The 14,276-nt window shown below is 61.8% G+C and carries 14 protein-coding genes; 13 read left to right on the top strand and 1 reads right to left on the bottom strand.

All coding sequences use genetic code 11. The annotated features are described in order from the left end of the window. Positions 1 to 128: 128 nt before the first annotated feature. From L1892_RS23455 to L1892_RS23405, 11 genes are all read left to right on the top strand, one after another. Positions 129 to 326, top strand: coding sequence for a hypothetical protein (locus L1892_RS23455; RefSeq protein WP_235726208.1), 198 nt, complete (start codon positions 129 to 131; stop codon positions 324 to 326). Then, a complete protein-coding gene (locus L1892_RS23450) occupies positions 316 to 1,116 on the top strand; it encodes a VG15 protein (RefSeq protein WP_235726207.1) in 801 nt (266 codons plus the stop codon). Before L1892_RS23455 ends, L1892_RS23450 begins: the two co-directional genes overlap by 11 nt. Positions 1,117 to 1,175: 59 nt before the next feature. Continuing rightward, complete coding sequence (locus L1892_RS23445) at positions 1,176 to 1,784, top strand: hypothetical protein (RefSeq protein WP_235726206.1); 609 nt, start codon at positions 1,176 to 1,178, stop codon at positions 1,782 to 1,784. Positions 1,785 to 1,793: 9 nt separating this feature from the next. After that, the gene (locus tag L1892_RS23440) at positions 1,794 to 2,618 is read left to right on the top strand and encodes a phage major capsid protein (protein WP_235726205.1); all 825 of its coding nucleotides are present in this window, start codon (positions 1,794 to 1,796) and stop codon (positions 2,616 to 2,618) included. A 498-nt stretch (positions 2,619 to 3,116) separates the two neighbouring features. Next, entirely contained in the window at positions 3,117 to 3,530 is a 414-nt protein-coding gene (locus L1892_RS23435; protein ID WP_235726204.1) for a hypothetical protein, read from the top strand. Next, a complete protein-coding gene (locus tag L1892_RS23430; protein ID WP_235726203.1) occupies positions 3,527 to 3,736 on the top strand; it encodes a hypothetical protein in 210 nt (69 codons plus the stop codon). The genes L1892_RS23435 and L1892_RS23430 overlap by 4 nt, the downstream gene beginning before the upstream one ends. Next, the gene (locus tag L1892_RS23425) at positions 3,696 to 3,953 is read left to right on the top strand and encodes a hypothetical protein (RefSeq protein WP_235726202.1); all 258 of its coding nucleotides are present in this window, start codon (positions 3,696 to 3,698) and stop codon (positions 3,951 to 3,953) included. The genes L1892_RS23430 and L1892_RS23425 overlap by 41 nt, the downstream gene beginning before the upstream one ends. Further along, on the top strand, positions 3,953 to 4,324 hold the full coding sequence (locus L1892_RS23420) for a hypothetical protein (RefSeq protein WP_235726201.1): 372 nt from the start codon (positions 3,953 to 3,955) through the stop codon (positions 4,322 to 4,324). Before L1892_RS23425 ends, L1892_RS23420 begins: the two co-directional genes overlap by 1 nt. An 89-nt stretch (positions 4,325 to 4,413) precedes the next feature. Then, a complete protein-coding gene (locus tag L1892_RS23415) occupies positions 4,414 to 4,998 on the top strand; it encodes a hypothetical protein (RefSeq protein WP_235726200.1) in 585 nt (194 codons plus the stop codon). A 115-nt stretch (positions 4,999 to 5,113) separates the two neighbouring features. After that, positions 5,114 to 5,557 carry a hypothetical protein gene (locus L1892_RS23410; protein WP_235726199.1) on the top strand — a complete coding sequence of 148 codons (444 nt, stop codon included), beginning with the start codon at positions 5,114 to 5,116 and terminating at the stop codon, positions 5,555 to 5,557. A gap of 146 nt (positions 5,558 to 5,703) precedes the next feature. Further along, positions 5,704 to 5,940, top strand: a complete 237-nt coding sequence (locus L1892_RS23405; RefSeq protein ID WP_235726198.1) for a hypothetical protein — start codon at positions 5,704 to 5,706, stop codon at positions 5,938 to 5,940. On the opposite strand, the gene L1892_RS23400 is transcribed toward L1892_RS23405, so the two are convergent. Continuing rightward, positions 5,937 to 6,344, bottom strand: a complete 408-nt coding sequence (locus L1892_RS23400; RefSeq protein ID WP_235726197.1) for a hypothetical protein — start codon at positions 6,342 to 6,344, stop codon at positions 5,937 to 5,939. The two genes, L1892_RS23405 and L1892_RS23400, sit on opposite strands and share 4 nt — an antisense overlap. Positions 6,345 to 6,468: 124 nt before the next feature. Here L1892_RS23400 and L1892_RS23395 point away from each other — a divergent pair, with 124 nt between their 5' ends. Together L1892_RS23395 and L1892_RS23390 are read left to right on the top strand one after the other, a co-directional pair. Beyond that, positions 6,469 to 12,936: an aggregation-promoting factor C-terminal-like domain-containing protein gene (locus L1892_RS23395; protein WP_235726196.1), complete on the top strand. Its 6,468-nt coding sequence runs from the start codon at positions 6,469 to 6,471 to the stop codon at positions 12,934 to 12,936. Between the two features lie 62 nt (positions 12,937 to 12,998). After that, entirely contained in the window at positions 12,999 to 13,856 is an 858-nt protein-coding gene (locus L1892_RS23390) for a hypothetical protein (protein WP_235726195.1), read from the top strand. Positions 13,857 to 14,276 lie beyond the last annotated feature (420 nt).

Genomic DNA, 14,276 nt, shown 5'->3' with positions numbered 1-14,276 from the left:
AACAGGGCTCGCCATAAGGTGGCGTTCTGCACGCCGTTCTCCGCTCACTGGTTCCTGGTCCTAGACAGCTCAGAAACCTAGACAGGGAACGGCGTGCTCACGTTTCAGGCGCGCTCAACCACCCACGGATGCGTCAGGAGAGCCAGAAATATGCGGCGGCAGCGCAAGCGAAGGCCGCAGGGGAATCGTGGGCGTCCATTGCCCGCAACATCCTCGGGTATTCGCCGGATCAGATCCGTCAGGACGAGTTGGATCGGGCACAGGAGCAGTTGAACGCGTTCACTGCGTTGATGTCGACAGATCGTCCTGTCGCTGATGCCTCCTGACGCTGTCCTCGCCGGGTACCAGCAGGCAGTCACTGCGGTACGCCAACGGGTGTTGGTGTTTGCGGAGGCAATGTGGGCGGCAATGCCGGCCTACCGGGATGCGCAGGCGGATCAACTGATTGCACGGCTGGTGCCGAGGGTGCTGGCCGGCCAGGTTCAGGTGGCGAACTTGACGGCCACGTACATGGCGGCGATGACTGACACCACACCTGTCCCGGTGGATCGGGAAGCTGTGACGATGGGCCGCGGTGTCGACCCCGAACAGGTGTATCGGCGGCCGATGGAGCAGGTGTGGACCGGTCTGGCGCAGGGGCAGACGTTGGACGCTGCGGTTGCTGAGGGTGCTCGACGGTTGCAGTCGTTGGTGGCGACGGACATGCAGATGGCGAAGGTCCGACAGTCTGATGTGTCTTTGCAGCACGCGAAGGTTCAGGCGTATCGGCGGGTGTTGAAGGGCGCAAAGAACTGTGCGCTCTGCGTCATCGCTTCCACATCGAAGTACTACACAGGTCGTCTGAGCCCGATTCATCCTGGCTGCGACTGCGATGTTGCCCCAGCAGATGGCGGGTGGTCGGAGGACCGAGTGATCGCTCCCGAATTGCTGGAGGACGCCCACGGTGCGGTTGAGCAGATAGCCGGCATCGCCGACCGCGGTGGCCGTGCAGTGGATTACAGAAAACTTCTCCTGGTGCGTGAGCACGGGGAGATCGGGGACGTCTTGACGTGGCGGCATCAGCAGTTCACGTCGTTGGCGGACATCCCGAAGTACAAGCCCTCAGCTCGACGCTGAGCGATTTACACAGCACCGAAATGGTGCACCACCTCTTACGACGAAATGTCAGGAGAATCATGTCTGAGAACGCTGCTGTGACCGAAACGGAACCGCAGACCACTACTGTGCCGAAGCCGTCCGATGTTGCGGCAGCGGCCCCGAAGCCTCCCGAGCCGGAACCCACACAGGAGCCGGAAGCGAAGCAGTGGGATCAGCTGCCCGACGATCACCCTCTGGTGAAGACGCTGGCAGCACAGAAGGACACCATCCGGGACCTCAAGGGCAAGGCCGCCCGTTTCGACGAGATCGAAGCGCAGCGGCAGCGTGACGAGCAGACGTGGCAGGAGCGGGCCGAAAGGGCTGAAGCTGCCATCGCTGAGCGTGACAAGCAGAAGGCCCGTGACGATCTCGCCAAGGAAGTCGTGAAGGGCACCGGATTCGCGGTGGAACTACTCGACGGACTCGACACCGAAGACGCCATGCGGTCCCGCGTGGAATTGCTGAAGGAACTCAAGGGAACCACGCCGACCGCGGCACCTGCATCGGTTGTCGGTAACGCCGACACGACCCCTGCCAACCAGGTCACGCAACTCACTCAGGCAGACCTGAAAACCATGTCACCCGCCCAGATTCGTGACGCTGACGCCAAAGGTCAGCTTGACGAACTCAAGGGCATCCGCAAGTAAGGAGCCATCATGGCCATCACCAACTTCATCCCCGAACTGTGGGTTGCCAACATGCTCGACCGGTGGGAGAACGAGAAGGTTTTCGCCTCGCTCGTCGACCGCTCGTATGAGGGCATTGCCAGCAAGGGCAACACCGTCCACATCCCCGCTGTTGTCCGGCCGACCATCAAGGACTACAAGGCCAACAGCCGAACCACCACCGCCGACGCCATCAGCGACACCGGTGTCGACCTCCTGATCGATCAGGAGAAGAACTGGGACATCTACATCGATGACATCGACCGCGCCCAGGCGGCCGGCCAGATGTCGCCATACACCGATGCGGCGGCTGACGCCCTCATCGAGGATGCCGACCTGTTCATCGCCGAGATGCTCGTCGATGGCGGTACCGCACTGTCGGGTACCGCACCGACCACCGGTGACGCCGCATTCAATCTGGTGCGCGATGCCCGCAAGACCCTCAACGTCAACAAGGCTCCGTCCGCCGGCCGCGTCCTGGTCGGCAACGCCGCCTTCGAGTCCCTGCTCCTCGGCGCGGATTCGAAGCTGACCGCAGTCGACACCTCCGGCGACAACAACGGTCTGCGCATGGCAACCATCGGCACACTGCTCGGATTCCGGGTCATCACGTCGAACAACCTGCCCGAGAACACCGACCCGGCGTTCGTGGCGTTCCACCCGTCCGCCGCGGCCTACGTGTCGCAGATCGACGAGGTCGAGGCGTTGCGCGCCGACAACAAGTTCGCTGACCGCTTCCGCGGCCTCCACGTGTACGGCGGCAAGGTTGTCCGTCCTGAGGGTGTTGCGGTGTTCGGGGCGGCAGCAGGTAGCTGATGAGTGACCCTCTCGCCGGCTCAGACGACGTCGCACACGTTCTCAAACGCGACTTGGAGGACAGCGAAGTCCTAGCCGTGGAAGACCTTCTACTGAAGGCTTCGCAGGTGTTCCGCATCGTGTCGAAGCAACACTTCACCGAGGGCACATCGACGGTGCGGCTGAAGGTGAACGGCGGGAGGGTCCGCCTCGATCAACGACCAGTCACCGCTGTGACTGCAGTGGTCGACGACGACGGAGACGACGTCACATACACCCGAACCGGGTCGTGGCTGAGAGTTGACCTCGATTCCAGCCGGTTTGTGACTGTCACCTACACGCATGGCGGTGACGTTCCGGATGAGGTGCGAGTGACGGTAGCCGAAATGGTTGCCCGCGCACTGTCCATCCCGGAGGACGTGAAAGCTGGTGCCCGGTCAATGACCGACACCGCCGGCCCTGTCACTCAGATCACCTCGTACGGCGACAGCGCGCAACGCGGCGTCGGGTTGACCCCTGATGAACGTGAACTGGCGCAATCGTATTTGTGGCCGGGAGGGCAGGTCATTGTCCAGACACCGTAGGCGCATCCCTGCTCTGTTTGATGTGGAGCATTCCGCCTACATCGACGACCCCAACACCGTTGACGCTCACGGCAACCAGATCGACAAGTGGGATGACCCGGTGGTGAAGCAGTTCATCACGTGGGCCGACTACAACACATCGGAACCTGGTGTGGCCGGTCATGATCGGGATGAGGTTGGTGCGGGCATCATCGTGTACCCCGATTTCGGGGTGGTGTTGCCGCGGGATCGCATGACGATCGATGGGGAAGTGTTTGAGGTTGTGGGTGTTCCGGAGCGTGCCGATAAGGCGTGGTGGGCGTGCGACATCGTCAACTGGACCATCAACCTGAAACAGGTGAACGGGTGATCTGGAACGTCATCACCGACAACTTCGGGGGCGACGAGAAGATCGACTACTTCGACGGTCCCGAGGTGCAGATCCTCACCGAACCGTCCGGGGTGCTGATCGTGTTGGAGCGTCCGAACCGACTGTGGGCTGTGTACGCCCCGGGGCAGTGGCAGGGGGTGCGTCGTGGCCGTCCGGATCAAGTGGAACACACAAGCCCTGTATGACCTGCGGCGTGAACCCGGCGTGGTTGCCGAGTTGGAGTCGATGGCGCAACGGATCTGTGACCGCGCCAACGCCGAAGGCGAAGGAACCTATGCGGTCGGTTCGCAGCAGGGCGCACGAAACCCGCAAGGCCGCTGGCGCACAACCGTGGTCACTGCCGACTACCGAGCCATCCGAGACAACGCCAAACACAACACTCTGATCCGGGTCATGTACTGATGGCTGTTTCGTCTGTTGCTGTCGCCCAGGAGATTCTGCGGGAAGCGTTCCCCGGAGTCAGGGTCTCATCCAAGATTCCCCCTCGAAAGAACCCGCCGGCCCGGTATTTCCGTGTCGATCGGGTCGGCGGGGACCGCGGCAGGGTCATCGACCACGCACGAATCCTCGTCGAATGCTGGAACAGCGACGAAGTGCAGGCCGAACAAGACTGCCTCGACGCCTACGACGCACTACGCATGTCACCCAACGGCGGACCATACGCGGACGGCTACGTCAGCGAATGGGTTGGCAACACCATCACCCACCTCGACGACCCCGACGTCGAAACACACTCGCGGTGGCAGTTTTCCGGAACGCTCCGCATCATCTGAGATTTCTAACTGAATAACCCCGTTTCACGGCTCCTGACCACAACGCCTGAAAGGGGCACCTAACAATGGGTAACGTCGAACATGCCTTCGTGGCACAGTCTCTCGATGGTGGCGTCGCATGGCGTGCGCCACTCGGAACCACTCTCCCCGGCGATGTCGTCGAGTCCAAGGCCGATCTGGTGTCCGCCGATCCGGCGTGGGCGGACGGCGACCAGGGCACCTGCGCCCAGGATGGCCTGTCGGTCGGCATCACTCGCACGTCGAACATCGTGAAGGACTTCGACGGCGGCGACTACGTCGATGTGCAGACCGAGTACAACGGCACCTTCAAGATCAAGCTCCTCGACGTCGACAACGAAGCGGTGAAGAAGACTGCCTTCGGCGATGCGAACGTCACCGTCACGCCGGCCACCCCCACCACGGGTGCCCGCTATCACGTCGCCCACAACCCGGAGCAGCTTCCGCTGTCGGCGTGGGTGTTCACCACCAAGTACGGCCGCAAGTACAAGACGTTCGAGATCGAACGTGGCCGTGTGTCGGAGATCGCCGAGTTCAAGATGGAGTCGCAGGACGCGACCGGTCTGGAACTGACGATCCGGTCGTTCCGTAACTCCAACGGCAACTATGTCGAGGAGTACGGCGACATCGACGGCAACCCGTCTTCGGGTAGCTGATCTGAAGTCCTGGCCTGGCGGGGTGTCATCAAACCCCTTGGTCAGGAGCCGTGACTTCTCGCCAGGCCGGGGTCCGCTCCTGACTAACCACCGATTGAAAGGTTCCTGACCAACCATGACCGTCCCTGATGGATATGCTGTCGCGCCGACTGCGGCGGACCACCTGTGCAAGATCGCTGTTCCGGTGCCGGATCGTGAGTCGATCCTGATTGAGATGCCGAAGCTGAACTGGATGCCACCCGAGGAGGTGGAGGCGTACGGGAAGTGGCTTCGGCCGCTTGTGGAGGCGGAAACGCAGATCGAGCAGTGGCACAAAGACAACGACGAGCTGCCGGAAGAGGAACGCACCCCGTTCCCGTCCGAGGCGCAGAAGTTGTTGGAGAAGTCGCCGCAACGCGAGATCAAGATCCGCTGGGTCAAACCGTATGTTTCCGCCGCCGACTACAAGACGTTGACGACGTCGAAGAAGATCGCCGAACGCACCATCGACTGGGTGGTGGAACAGATTTCGTCGGCAGACATTGATCTGGGGGAATCCTCGGCCTCCACCGGCTCCTAACCGAGCACGGGGAGGCCATCGAATATGACCTCATCGCCCGAGGCTTGCGTGTGCGGGATCTCGGGACACCCCGGTTCTGCTGGTCAGATTTTCGGGCGATCGTGAATCGGGCGCGCCGTGACCCTGACGCCGAACTACATCGGGTGATGTACCCCGACACCTACATTTGGTCCGACCCGAAGAACCTGTTGCTGGCAGAGATCGCCACGAGCGTGTCTCGCATCAAGTTCCTGACGGCCATCCAACTGTTTCAGGAGGTCCCCGACGAGTTCGGGCATGTCACGTACGGCCCGAAGGTTGTTGAGGACGTCGAACCGGATGAGCATGAGGTCGAGGGGACCAGGCGGGCGCGTGAGGTGGCTGCGGAAATGCTCGCCGCCTAATCTCCACCCGCCGCCAGATCAGTGAGGGTGTCGTGGACGCTGCCACGTAACTGGTCGAGTTGATCAACTGCGGTAGCGCAAACAGCGGGGGTTTCGTCGGTGGTGCATCCACGTTCAACGTATTTGCGGAACGTTTCCTGGTACAGGCTCACGGGACGTAACGCGGTGGAGTGAGAGTCGGCGGGTAAATCTTCACTAGCCGACATGAGATCGCCCATCTGGTCATCGACACACCCCCACCCGTAGTCCTCACATTTCTCCATCCATTCGACGCCGGCGCGCCCCCAGTTCTGCCACGAGTCAATCGAGTAAGACTCTGCGGATTCTGAGGATTCCCCACCAGAGCATCCAGCCACAGCAAGTACGGCGATGCTGGCGGCGACGGCATAACGAACGCGGTTCATGGGGTTCCCCTTGGTCGACATCGTGGTCTGTCGACTCTAAATCACCACCTGAACCATTTCTATCCCCCCGATCGACAGAACCACCCGATTCGTCGGGCTGGTGTGGCCTGCCCAGGAGGTGTGTGTGGCTCAAGAGTTAGCCGTGGGGTACTTGTCGCTGGTAGTCGAGGCCAGCCAGGTACCGAGGGCCGTCCGCCAAGCCCTGGGGCAGGCAGATCGGGATGCTGAACGCACCGGCCGGTCGATGGGTAACAAGATGGCCGGCGCTCTCGGTACCGCCCTCAAGGGTGGTGCTGTTGCGGCTGCCGCTGCCGGTGGTGCGGCGATCGGTACCGCCCTCTACAAGGGGTTTGATCGGCTGTCGGCGATCGACCAGGCCAAAGGCAAGTTGGCGGGCCTTGGGAACAGCGCCCAAACCACTGCTACTGTCATGGACTCCGCCCTGGCTTCGGTGAAGGGCACCGCATTCGGTTTGGGTGACGCCGCTACCATCGCAGCCTCAGCGATCGCCGCCGGCATCAAACCCGGCCAAGACCTCACCAAGTATCTGTCGATGACCGCCGATGCTGCATCGATAGCCGGTGTGTCTCTGTCGGACATGGGTGCGATCCTCAACCAGGTTCAGACCGGGCAACAGGCATACACCGATGACCTGAACCAGTTGGCCGACCGCGGCATCCCCATCTATCAGTGGCTTGGCCAGGAAATGAATGTCGCCGCCAAAGAGGTCAAAGGGTTGGCTGCGGACGGCAAAGTGTCATCTGAGGTTCTGTTTCGGGCGATCCAGAAGAACATCGGCGGGGCTGCGCAGGAGTCCGGCAAGACCGTCAAGGGCTCATTCGAGAACCTTATCGCCGCTCTGGGACGTTTCGGCGCAGCCATCGAAACCCCCACATTCAATCGGCTACCCGGTTTTTTCGGTGATCTCACCGACCGGATCGACACTCTCACCCCCCGCGCCGAAGCGATGGCACAGGCATTCGACGCGAAAGTGTTCGACGAGTGGGTACCGAAAATCCGTGAGGCCCTGGATGCGTTCAAAGAGTCGGGGCAACTCGACCGTATGCGTGAGGTGTTCGCGGGCCTTGGGCGTGAGTTGGGGCAACTCGGCCCCAGCGTCGGGCGGATAGCTGCCGCGCTCGCTCAAGCGTCCGCCGCGCTGGGCGTGTCCGGGTGGCAACTACTGCTGACCGCGTTGCAGGCGGGCACGGCAGCTCTTGACGCGTTGAACCCGCTGCTGTCAACGACGGCCAGTTTGATGGAGTCGAACCAGGCTGCGGTCACTGCTCTATTGGGCGCATGGTTGGCGTTCAAGACTGTTCCCTCTCTGTTGGGGAAAGCGGCATCAGCACTCGCGCCGATCGCGACTTCTGCCCGCACTGCTTCTGAGGCCATGTCCGGGTTTGGTGACGCCTACCGGCAGTCGGTGCAGTGGATGCAACAGTCCAACCCCACCGCCAGCGGCGCTGGCCGGATTCTGTTCGGGATGGGGTCGCAAGCGCAAACCGCGTCCACGCATCTGCGTGTGTTGGGGTCGAACGCGTCGGCTCTCGCCCGCGGTGGCATCACCAGCCTGACCAATGCCGGTACCGGGCTCGTCAATGTGATGGGCGGCCCGCTGAACGCCGCGTTGGTGGGTGCGGGCATTGTGTTGGCCACGGTCGCATCAAAGACCGCCGACGCCCGCCAGAAGCAAGAGGAATACGAATCCTCCATCAAACGTGCCGCAGAAGCCCAGGCGGCGTTGAACGCGGAACTTTTGAAGAGCCGCGGCGCAGTCACAGACGATGTGGTGACCGCCCAAACGGATGTTCTGTCCCAGTACGAAGAGCAGTTGAAGGCCACCGAGGACCGCCACAAGAGTTGGTTCGACAAGGTGTTCTCGTTCAGCGGCTCGTTCGACAAGAGCGGCACAGACGCCATCAACGATGCCGCCACGAAGGCCACTGAAGCTCGTCGGGCTCTCGACGAGCTGGATATGACCAACGAGGAAGTGTCGCGGCAAATCTCGGGATCTGCCGGCGCATACGACACTCTTCGTACTCGACTGGCCGGAATGGGCAGCGACGGCCAGCAGGCAGCCGAAGGTCTCGACCTCATGCGGCAAAAGTTCCTCGACCAACAGGACCTCGCCCGTCGCCTGGCTCCCGGAGTCACCGAACTGGGTGAAGCCGTCCGCATCATGGGCGACGATTCCGCGTCGGCGTCAGACAAACTGTCTGCGCTGAAGTCGGCGATGGACGCGTTGAGTCCGGCCCGGTCGAAAACAGAGGCCATCGCCCAACACGCGGAAGCCATCCGTAAGGTCGCTGATGCGGCGCAGGGGATCGGCGCGGACGCCTTCAAGGGCGGTGTGCTCGACCCACGTACGGAGTCGGGTGCCACCCTATCCCGAAATCTTCAGGCCATCGCCGACAAGTCGGCTGAGATCGCATCCAGCGGCGACATGAAGGCCATCGGGGATGCTGCCAAGGCCAACGAAGTTGCGTTTCAGCAGTTGGCGGTCGCAACGGGCCAGCCGATTGAGAAGATCCGCGAACTGTATGACGAACTCGGCGGCGGGGCTGTCGATTTGACTGTCGACCTGAAGGGCGACACCGAGGTTGCGCAACAACTCGCACAGATCAAATACCTGTGGAATGAGCAGCCCGAGAAGAAAACCCTCACGGTCGAGTCGTCGTCAGTCACCAAGGACACCGAAGCGGCTCTAGATCGCCTCGACTTCAGCGTGAAACGACTCCCTGACGGAAAGTCGGTAGAAATCACCGCCCGGTCCGAAGAGGCGCAGCAACGGCTGAACTCCGTGTTCCAGGCGGTCACAAAACTACCGAATGGTAAACCGATCAACGTGTCCGCGCCTGGCGGCAACGAGGTTCGGGATCTGTTGTCGTCGCTCGGCGCGAAGGTGAAGACCGACAACAACAAAAACATCGAGGTCACCTCACCGCTCGCCCCTGGTGTGCTGGAGCTGCTGAAGCAGATCGGTTTGCAGGTGGAAACCCGCAACGGCAAGCAGATCATTGTCACCGCGAACGACTCGGACTACAACAACAAGCAAGGCAAGTGGACTCGCACCGAAACCAAGTACATCGACATCATTACCCGTGAGGGTGCGGCAGCTTTCAACCCCGGTAACGGCATCGTTGCTGGCCCGCCGGCCGCGGATGGGTGGATTCGGAAGTACGCACACGGCGGTATCCATGCGCTGGAGAAGTACGCCAACGGCGGTTCACTCACAGACGCGAAGATGCTGCCCGGGCGTGGCGCAGGCTCACTGTATTCCACCCCCGCTGGCCCCGCGATCGCCGCTGAAGGTGAGACCGTTGCTGAGGCGTTCATTCCGATGGCGAAAGCCAAGCGGCGACGCTCCACCGACATTCTGGCTGTGGTGGCGAAAGCCTTCGGCTACGAACTGATACCCAAAGACAACCTGCCGGGATCGGTGTCGGAGCTTCTCGGTGCAGTCTCAGGTGGGGCCATCAGCAGACTCCTCGCCCCGACAGGAATCAATCGGATCGGGAAGTTCGCTGATGGCGGCATCGTCACGGGCGATCAGCTTCGCGCACTCGCCGAAGGTAGGGGTGCATCGCAGCCGCTGACCGGTGCCCCGTATGTGTGGGGTGGCGTCAACTGGGGCGACTGCTGCCTCATTGCCGAGACCCCAGTCTGGGGACCCGACGGCGTGACGCCGATCGCGGATTTGCAGCCCGGCCAACGCGTCTGGTCGTACGTCGACGGGAAGCTGGAAGCGCACCGGGTGACCGCGGCTTGGTTCTCCAAGACTCAGGAGACGTTCACCGTACGCACCCGGCAGCGTGCGGTCACCGGCTCGGCGAATCACCCGTTCCTGCGCCTTGTGGAGACCGTGCCTGCCCGGCCGCGCGTCGGCCGACGCGGATGGGAGCCCGCCGAGTACGACGTCGAGTGGGCACGTCTCGATGAACTCGCGGCGGGCGACCTGCTTGTGCAGCCGAAGGCGGTCCGACTCGAACACGCACAGTCGAACACGCTGCCGTCCGGTCGGCCGATTGGCCTGCTGGAGGCATGGCTGCTCGGCGTCATCCTCGGCGACGGCAACGTGTCGGACACCAAGGTAGAGATCTGCGTGTACGGAGACCTCCGCGATCGGGTCCGCGACATCCTCGGCCGCATGCGCATCGGCGCATCGCGAACCCGCGGCGAGCGTGACGGCATCACCACGTCCGACTCCGAAGCGCACGGTATCCGCGCATACTCGACCGAGTTCGCGCGCGAACTGATCGAGGCCGGATTCCGGAAGCCCGCCCACGAGAAGCGAATCCCCGAGTGCGTGTGGGGATGGGACGACGAGCGCAAGCGGGCATTCCTGAACGGCTACTGCGATGCCGACGGTCATCACCCGGCCGACGTTGCGCGGCACGGTGAACGCACCTACTCATCGTCGTCGCGGGCACTCATCGAGGATGTGCGGTACCTGCACGTCATCCTTGGCGACGGCGTAGCGAACGTCAGCACCAACATGCGACGGAAGCCGATCGTTATCAACGGCGCCGAGGTCAAGCTAGCGCGGCCGCTGCATACGATCTGCGTCCGTCTCGGCGAGGGTGTGATCGGCTCGGTCGCCGCAGCCCGCCGACCGGGTGTCGCATCGTGGATTGACACGTCGGAGTTCACTGTGGCGCCGATCCTGTCGATCGAAGACGGCGACGTCGTGGACACCTATGACATCACCGTAGAGGGCGCGCACAACTTCATCGCCGGCGGTGTGGTGGTTCACAACTCCGGAGCAATGTCGGCGTTTGCGCGGCTCGCTGCGGGACTCAACCCGTTCGGTGGTCGGTTCTCTACTGCCACGATGGGGGATTACCTCGTTAAGCTGGGGGCGAAACTGGGGCGCGGCCCTGCCGGAACCATGCGGTTCGGATGGGTTAACGGTGGCCCCGGTGGTGGTCACACTGCCGGCACGCTCCCGGATGGCAGCAACGTCGAAATGGGCGGCTCCTACGGGGGTGGCAAACTCGGCGGGTCTGTGGGTGCCGATGACCCCCAGTTCACCGATCACGCCTACATGGTGGTGAAGAACTCCAACAAGTACGCGGCCCCCGGGGAATCCAGCTACGAGGACTCGATCGCCTCGGGTAGTTCCCTGCCAGATTCGGCACTGTCGGGTGGGTACACGTTCGATCCGATCACCGCCGAAACCGATGATTCGGGAGACAAGAGTCTTTCGGGTCGACTCGGTAACGCCGCAAGCGCGTTCGTTACCGGGCAGGTTGGTTCACTGTTCGATCTTCTCTCGGTCAACAACAACCCCGGATGGTTGGCGGCCATCACCGAATACGAGCGGGCACACAAAGAAGATGCCCGCAAAAACTATGAGGCCGAGAAGCGGAAACTCGACCAGGACTACCAGGATGCTGAGGCTCAGCGGAAGAGTGACTACGACGCCGCCAAGGAAATGATCGACTCCGACTATCAGTCGTCGATCATCTCCGCTGATGAGCGTGACCGGCGGATGTTGGCGTTGCGTAACCAGTTTGAGCAGGACGAGACCGCGAAACGCCACGACTACGAGAACTCGGTCATCCAGAAGGGCCAACAGTACGGCCTGGTGGATGGGGATTCGGTCAGCAGCCTGTCGCTGAAACAGCAGTACGAATCCGATCAACTTCGGGGTGCGCAGCAGTTGCAGTCGGCCGAGTACGAGCGTGAAGCGCAGTACAACCGGGACAAGTTGGCGCTGGACAATCTGAAGCAGTCGCATTCGATCACGCAGGCCGAGTACGACCGGAGGCTGCGGGACGCCAAGGCCAAGTACGACAGCGACGTTCGGGGGCTGAAGGACAACTACAGCACCAGCCAAGAGCAGTTGAAAGCCAACTTTGACCGCTCCCAAACGTTGTACGCCCCATCTGACCGCTATCTGCCGAACACGATCACGACAACCCAGTTTCGGCCGACGGACCCGGGCACGGTGAAACCAGCAGAGTACGAAGACCTCAACACTGCGGGGGCCACCAAGAATACTGGTGCCGGCGGTGTGAAGGATGCAGTGAAGTCGGCGTTCGCGGATCGCAAATGGGATGAGGGGGCGCAGTGGTCGGCCACTGATTACATCGTCGACCATGAGTCGGGGTGGAATCCGTTGGCGGTCAACCCGCAGTCGGGGGCATTCGGTCTGTTCCAGTTCCTTGGGGAGACCCAACGCCAGTATCTGCCGGACCGCAACACCGATCCCGCAGTTCAAGGTCAGGCTGGTAAACGCTACATCGGGGACCGCTACGGCGACCCGGTCAATGCTCGCGCGTTCTGGGAGAAGAACCACTGGTATGACCAGGGTGGCATCGCTGACGGTATCGGGTTCATGCAGAAGAACATCCTCAAGCCGGAGCGTGTGCTGTCTCCGAATGAGACGGAGGCGTTCCAGGACGGTGTCCGGAATGGGTTCTCTGGCAACTCGGATCAGATTGTGGCGAAGCTCGACCAGTTGATCGAGTTGATGGCGAAAACGCCGCGCGGGCAGGTCAACTACAACTTTCCGGCTGATCGTGGTGTGGAACGTGCCCAACGTGTCGCCGAGTCGCGGAAACGCGCCGGCCTGGCCGCATATTAAGGAACCGGTACATGGGATTCGATGATCTGGCGCGTATCTCTCTCGTCACCTCCGAGGATTCGGTGGTGGTGTCGGGTGGGAGTGCGTCGGAGTGGGAAGCAATTCGCCTCAACGAGGACCCGGACGGCATGTTCGATACCGAGGTGGAGTTGAAAACCATTGAGGTTGATGGCATGGACGGCGGGTTTGATGGGGGCGAGGAGGTTCCCGTTCGGACGTTGACGTTGCCGTTCAACTGCTATGCCAGTGAGGGCGGAAGCATTGAGGCGACAGTGTCCCGGTTGCGGCGGTTGTTGTGGCAGCGCCAGTTTGAGTGGCATTACGAAACGCAGTATTCGGGGTTGCGGTGGTTGAAGTGTAAACGGTCGAAGTCGATCAAGGTCAACCCGAAACGGGACTGGAACCTCGACGGGTACGCGCTGGCCACGGTGGAGGCTGTCGCCCTCAACCCAAACTACGAGTCGGAATCGTTGGAGGTGAAGGCCACCAACCCATCTGCGGGTGAGAACACGGTGTGGATTCCGTGCTGGAATCCGACGGATCAGAAGGCGTGGCCGGAGTGGGCGTTCAAACCAAACGGCACCGCCACGTTTTCGTTCCCTGATTTCGGTTTCGGGAATGAGCAGGAAATCGACCCCACCTGGACGCCCGGTGACCACGACGATCGGATGATCGTGATGGAAGACATCGACCAGTTGTGGTCGGTGATGGCCCATCCGCTGATGGACCCCTACGTCAAGGCCGATTTGTCGAATGGTGATGGCGAGATGGGGGCGGTGGAACCGTTGTATTGGATTCCGCCGTATACGGGTTCGGCGGATGATCCGGTCATGTTGCCGGTGACGATTGATGGTCCGGCGGGGGCGCAGGTGAAGTTCACGTTGCGCCGGTTTTGGTCGGCAGAGATGGGGTTGCACTAATGATTACAGAGAAGCTCTGTACGCGTTGCGGCCTCACGAAGGATAGTGGGGATTTCGGTTCGCACAGGCAGAGTAAGGACGGACTTCAGCCCTGGTGTAAGGAGTGCAAGCGGGCGTACTACAAGTCGAACCGGGAGACTGTTTTAGATCAGCAGCGCCAATATCGGTTTGACAACCGTGACAAGGTTTTAGCCCGTAAACGGCAAACGTACCTCAGGAACGCCGAGTCCTACCGTGAACGCAATCGCCAGTATCGCGCCGCAAACAAAGAAGTGCTACAGGAGAAAGCCCGACGGAGATATGGCGAGGGCGGGCGCAGTGGAGAACTCCCTTGGCCAGGCGGACGGGATGTGGCATACAGCACCGCGCATCAACGCGTGAGAGCTACGTACGGCGCAGCGAAGAACTACCTGTGCCCGT

Origin of the sequence: Gordonia tangerina, from assembly GCF_021556435.1 — a bacterium.
Taxonomy (GTDB): domain Bacteria; phylum Actinomycetota; class Actinomycetes; order Mycobacteriales; family Mycobacteriaceae; genus Gordonia; species Gordonia tangerina.
Note: the sequence above shows the minus strand (reverse complement) of the source record. Positions and strands in the feature narration are given on the sequence as shown.

Bases quoted from the DNA above. Each gene is read 5' to 3' on its own strand.
- L1892_RS23420 (WP_235726201.1), top strand. From the start codon at position 3,953: ATGGCTGTTTCGTCTGTTGCTGTCGCCCAGGAGATTCTGCGGGAAGCG.
- L1892_RS23405 (WP_235726198.1), top strand. From the start codon at position 5,704: ATGTACCCCGACACCTACATTTGGTCCGACCCGAAGAACCTGTTGCTG.
- L1892_RS23440 (WP_235726205.1), top strand. From the start codon at position 1,794: ATGGCCATCACCAACTTCATCCCCGAACTGTGGGTTGCCAACATGCTC.
- L1892_RS23400 (WP_235726197.1), bottom strand. From the start codon at position 6,344: ATGAACCGCGTTCGTTATGCCGTCGCCGCCAGCATCGCCGTACTTGCT.
- L1892_RS23435 (WP_235726204.1), top strand. From the start codon at position 3,117: ATGAACGTGAACTGGCGCAATCGTATTTGTGGCCGGGAGGGCAGGTCA.
- L1892_RS23445 (WP_235726206.1), top strand. From the start codon at position 1,176: ATGTCTGAGAACGCTGCTGTGACCGAAACGGAACCGCAGACCACTACT.
- L1892_RS23450 (WP_235726207.1), top strand. From the start codon at position 316: ATGCCTCCTGACGCTGTCCTCGCCGGGTACCAGCAGGCAGTCACTGCG.
- L1892_RS23410 (WP_235726199.1), top strand. From the start codon at position 5,114: ATGACCGTCCCTGATGGATATGCTGTCGCGCCGACTGCGGCGGACCAC.
- L1892_RS23455 (WP_235726208.1), top strand. From the start codon at position 129: ATGCGTCAGGAGAGCCAGAAATATGCGGCGGCAGCGCAAGCGAAGGCC.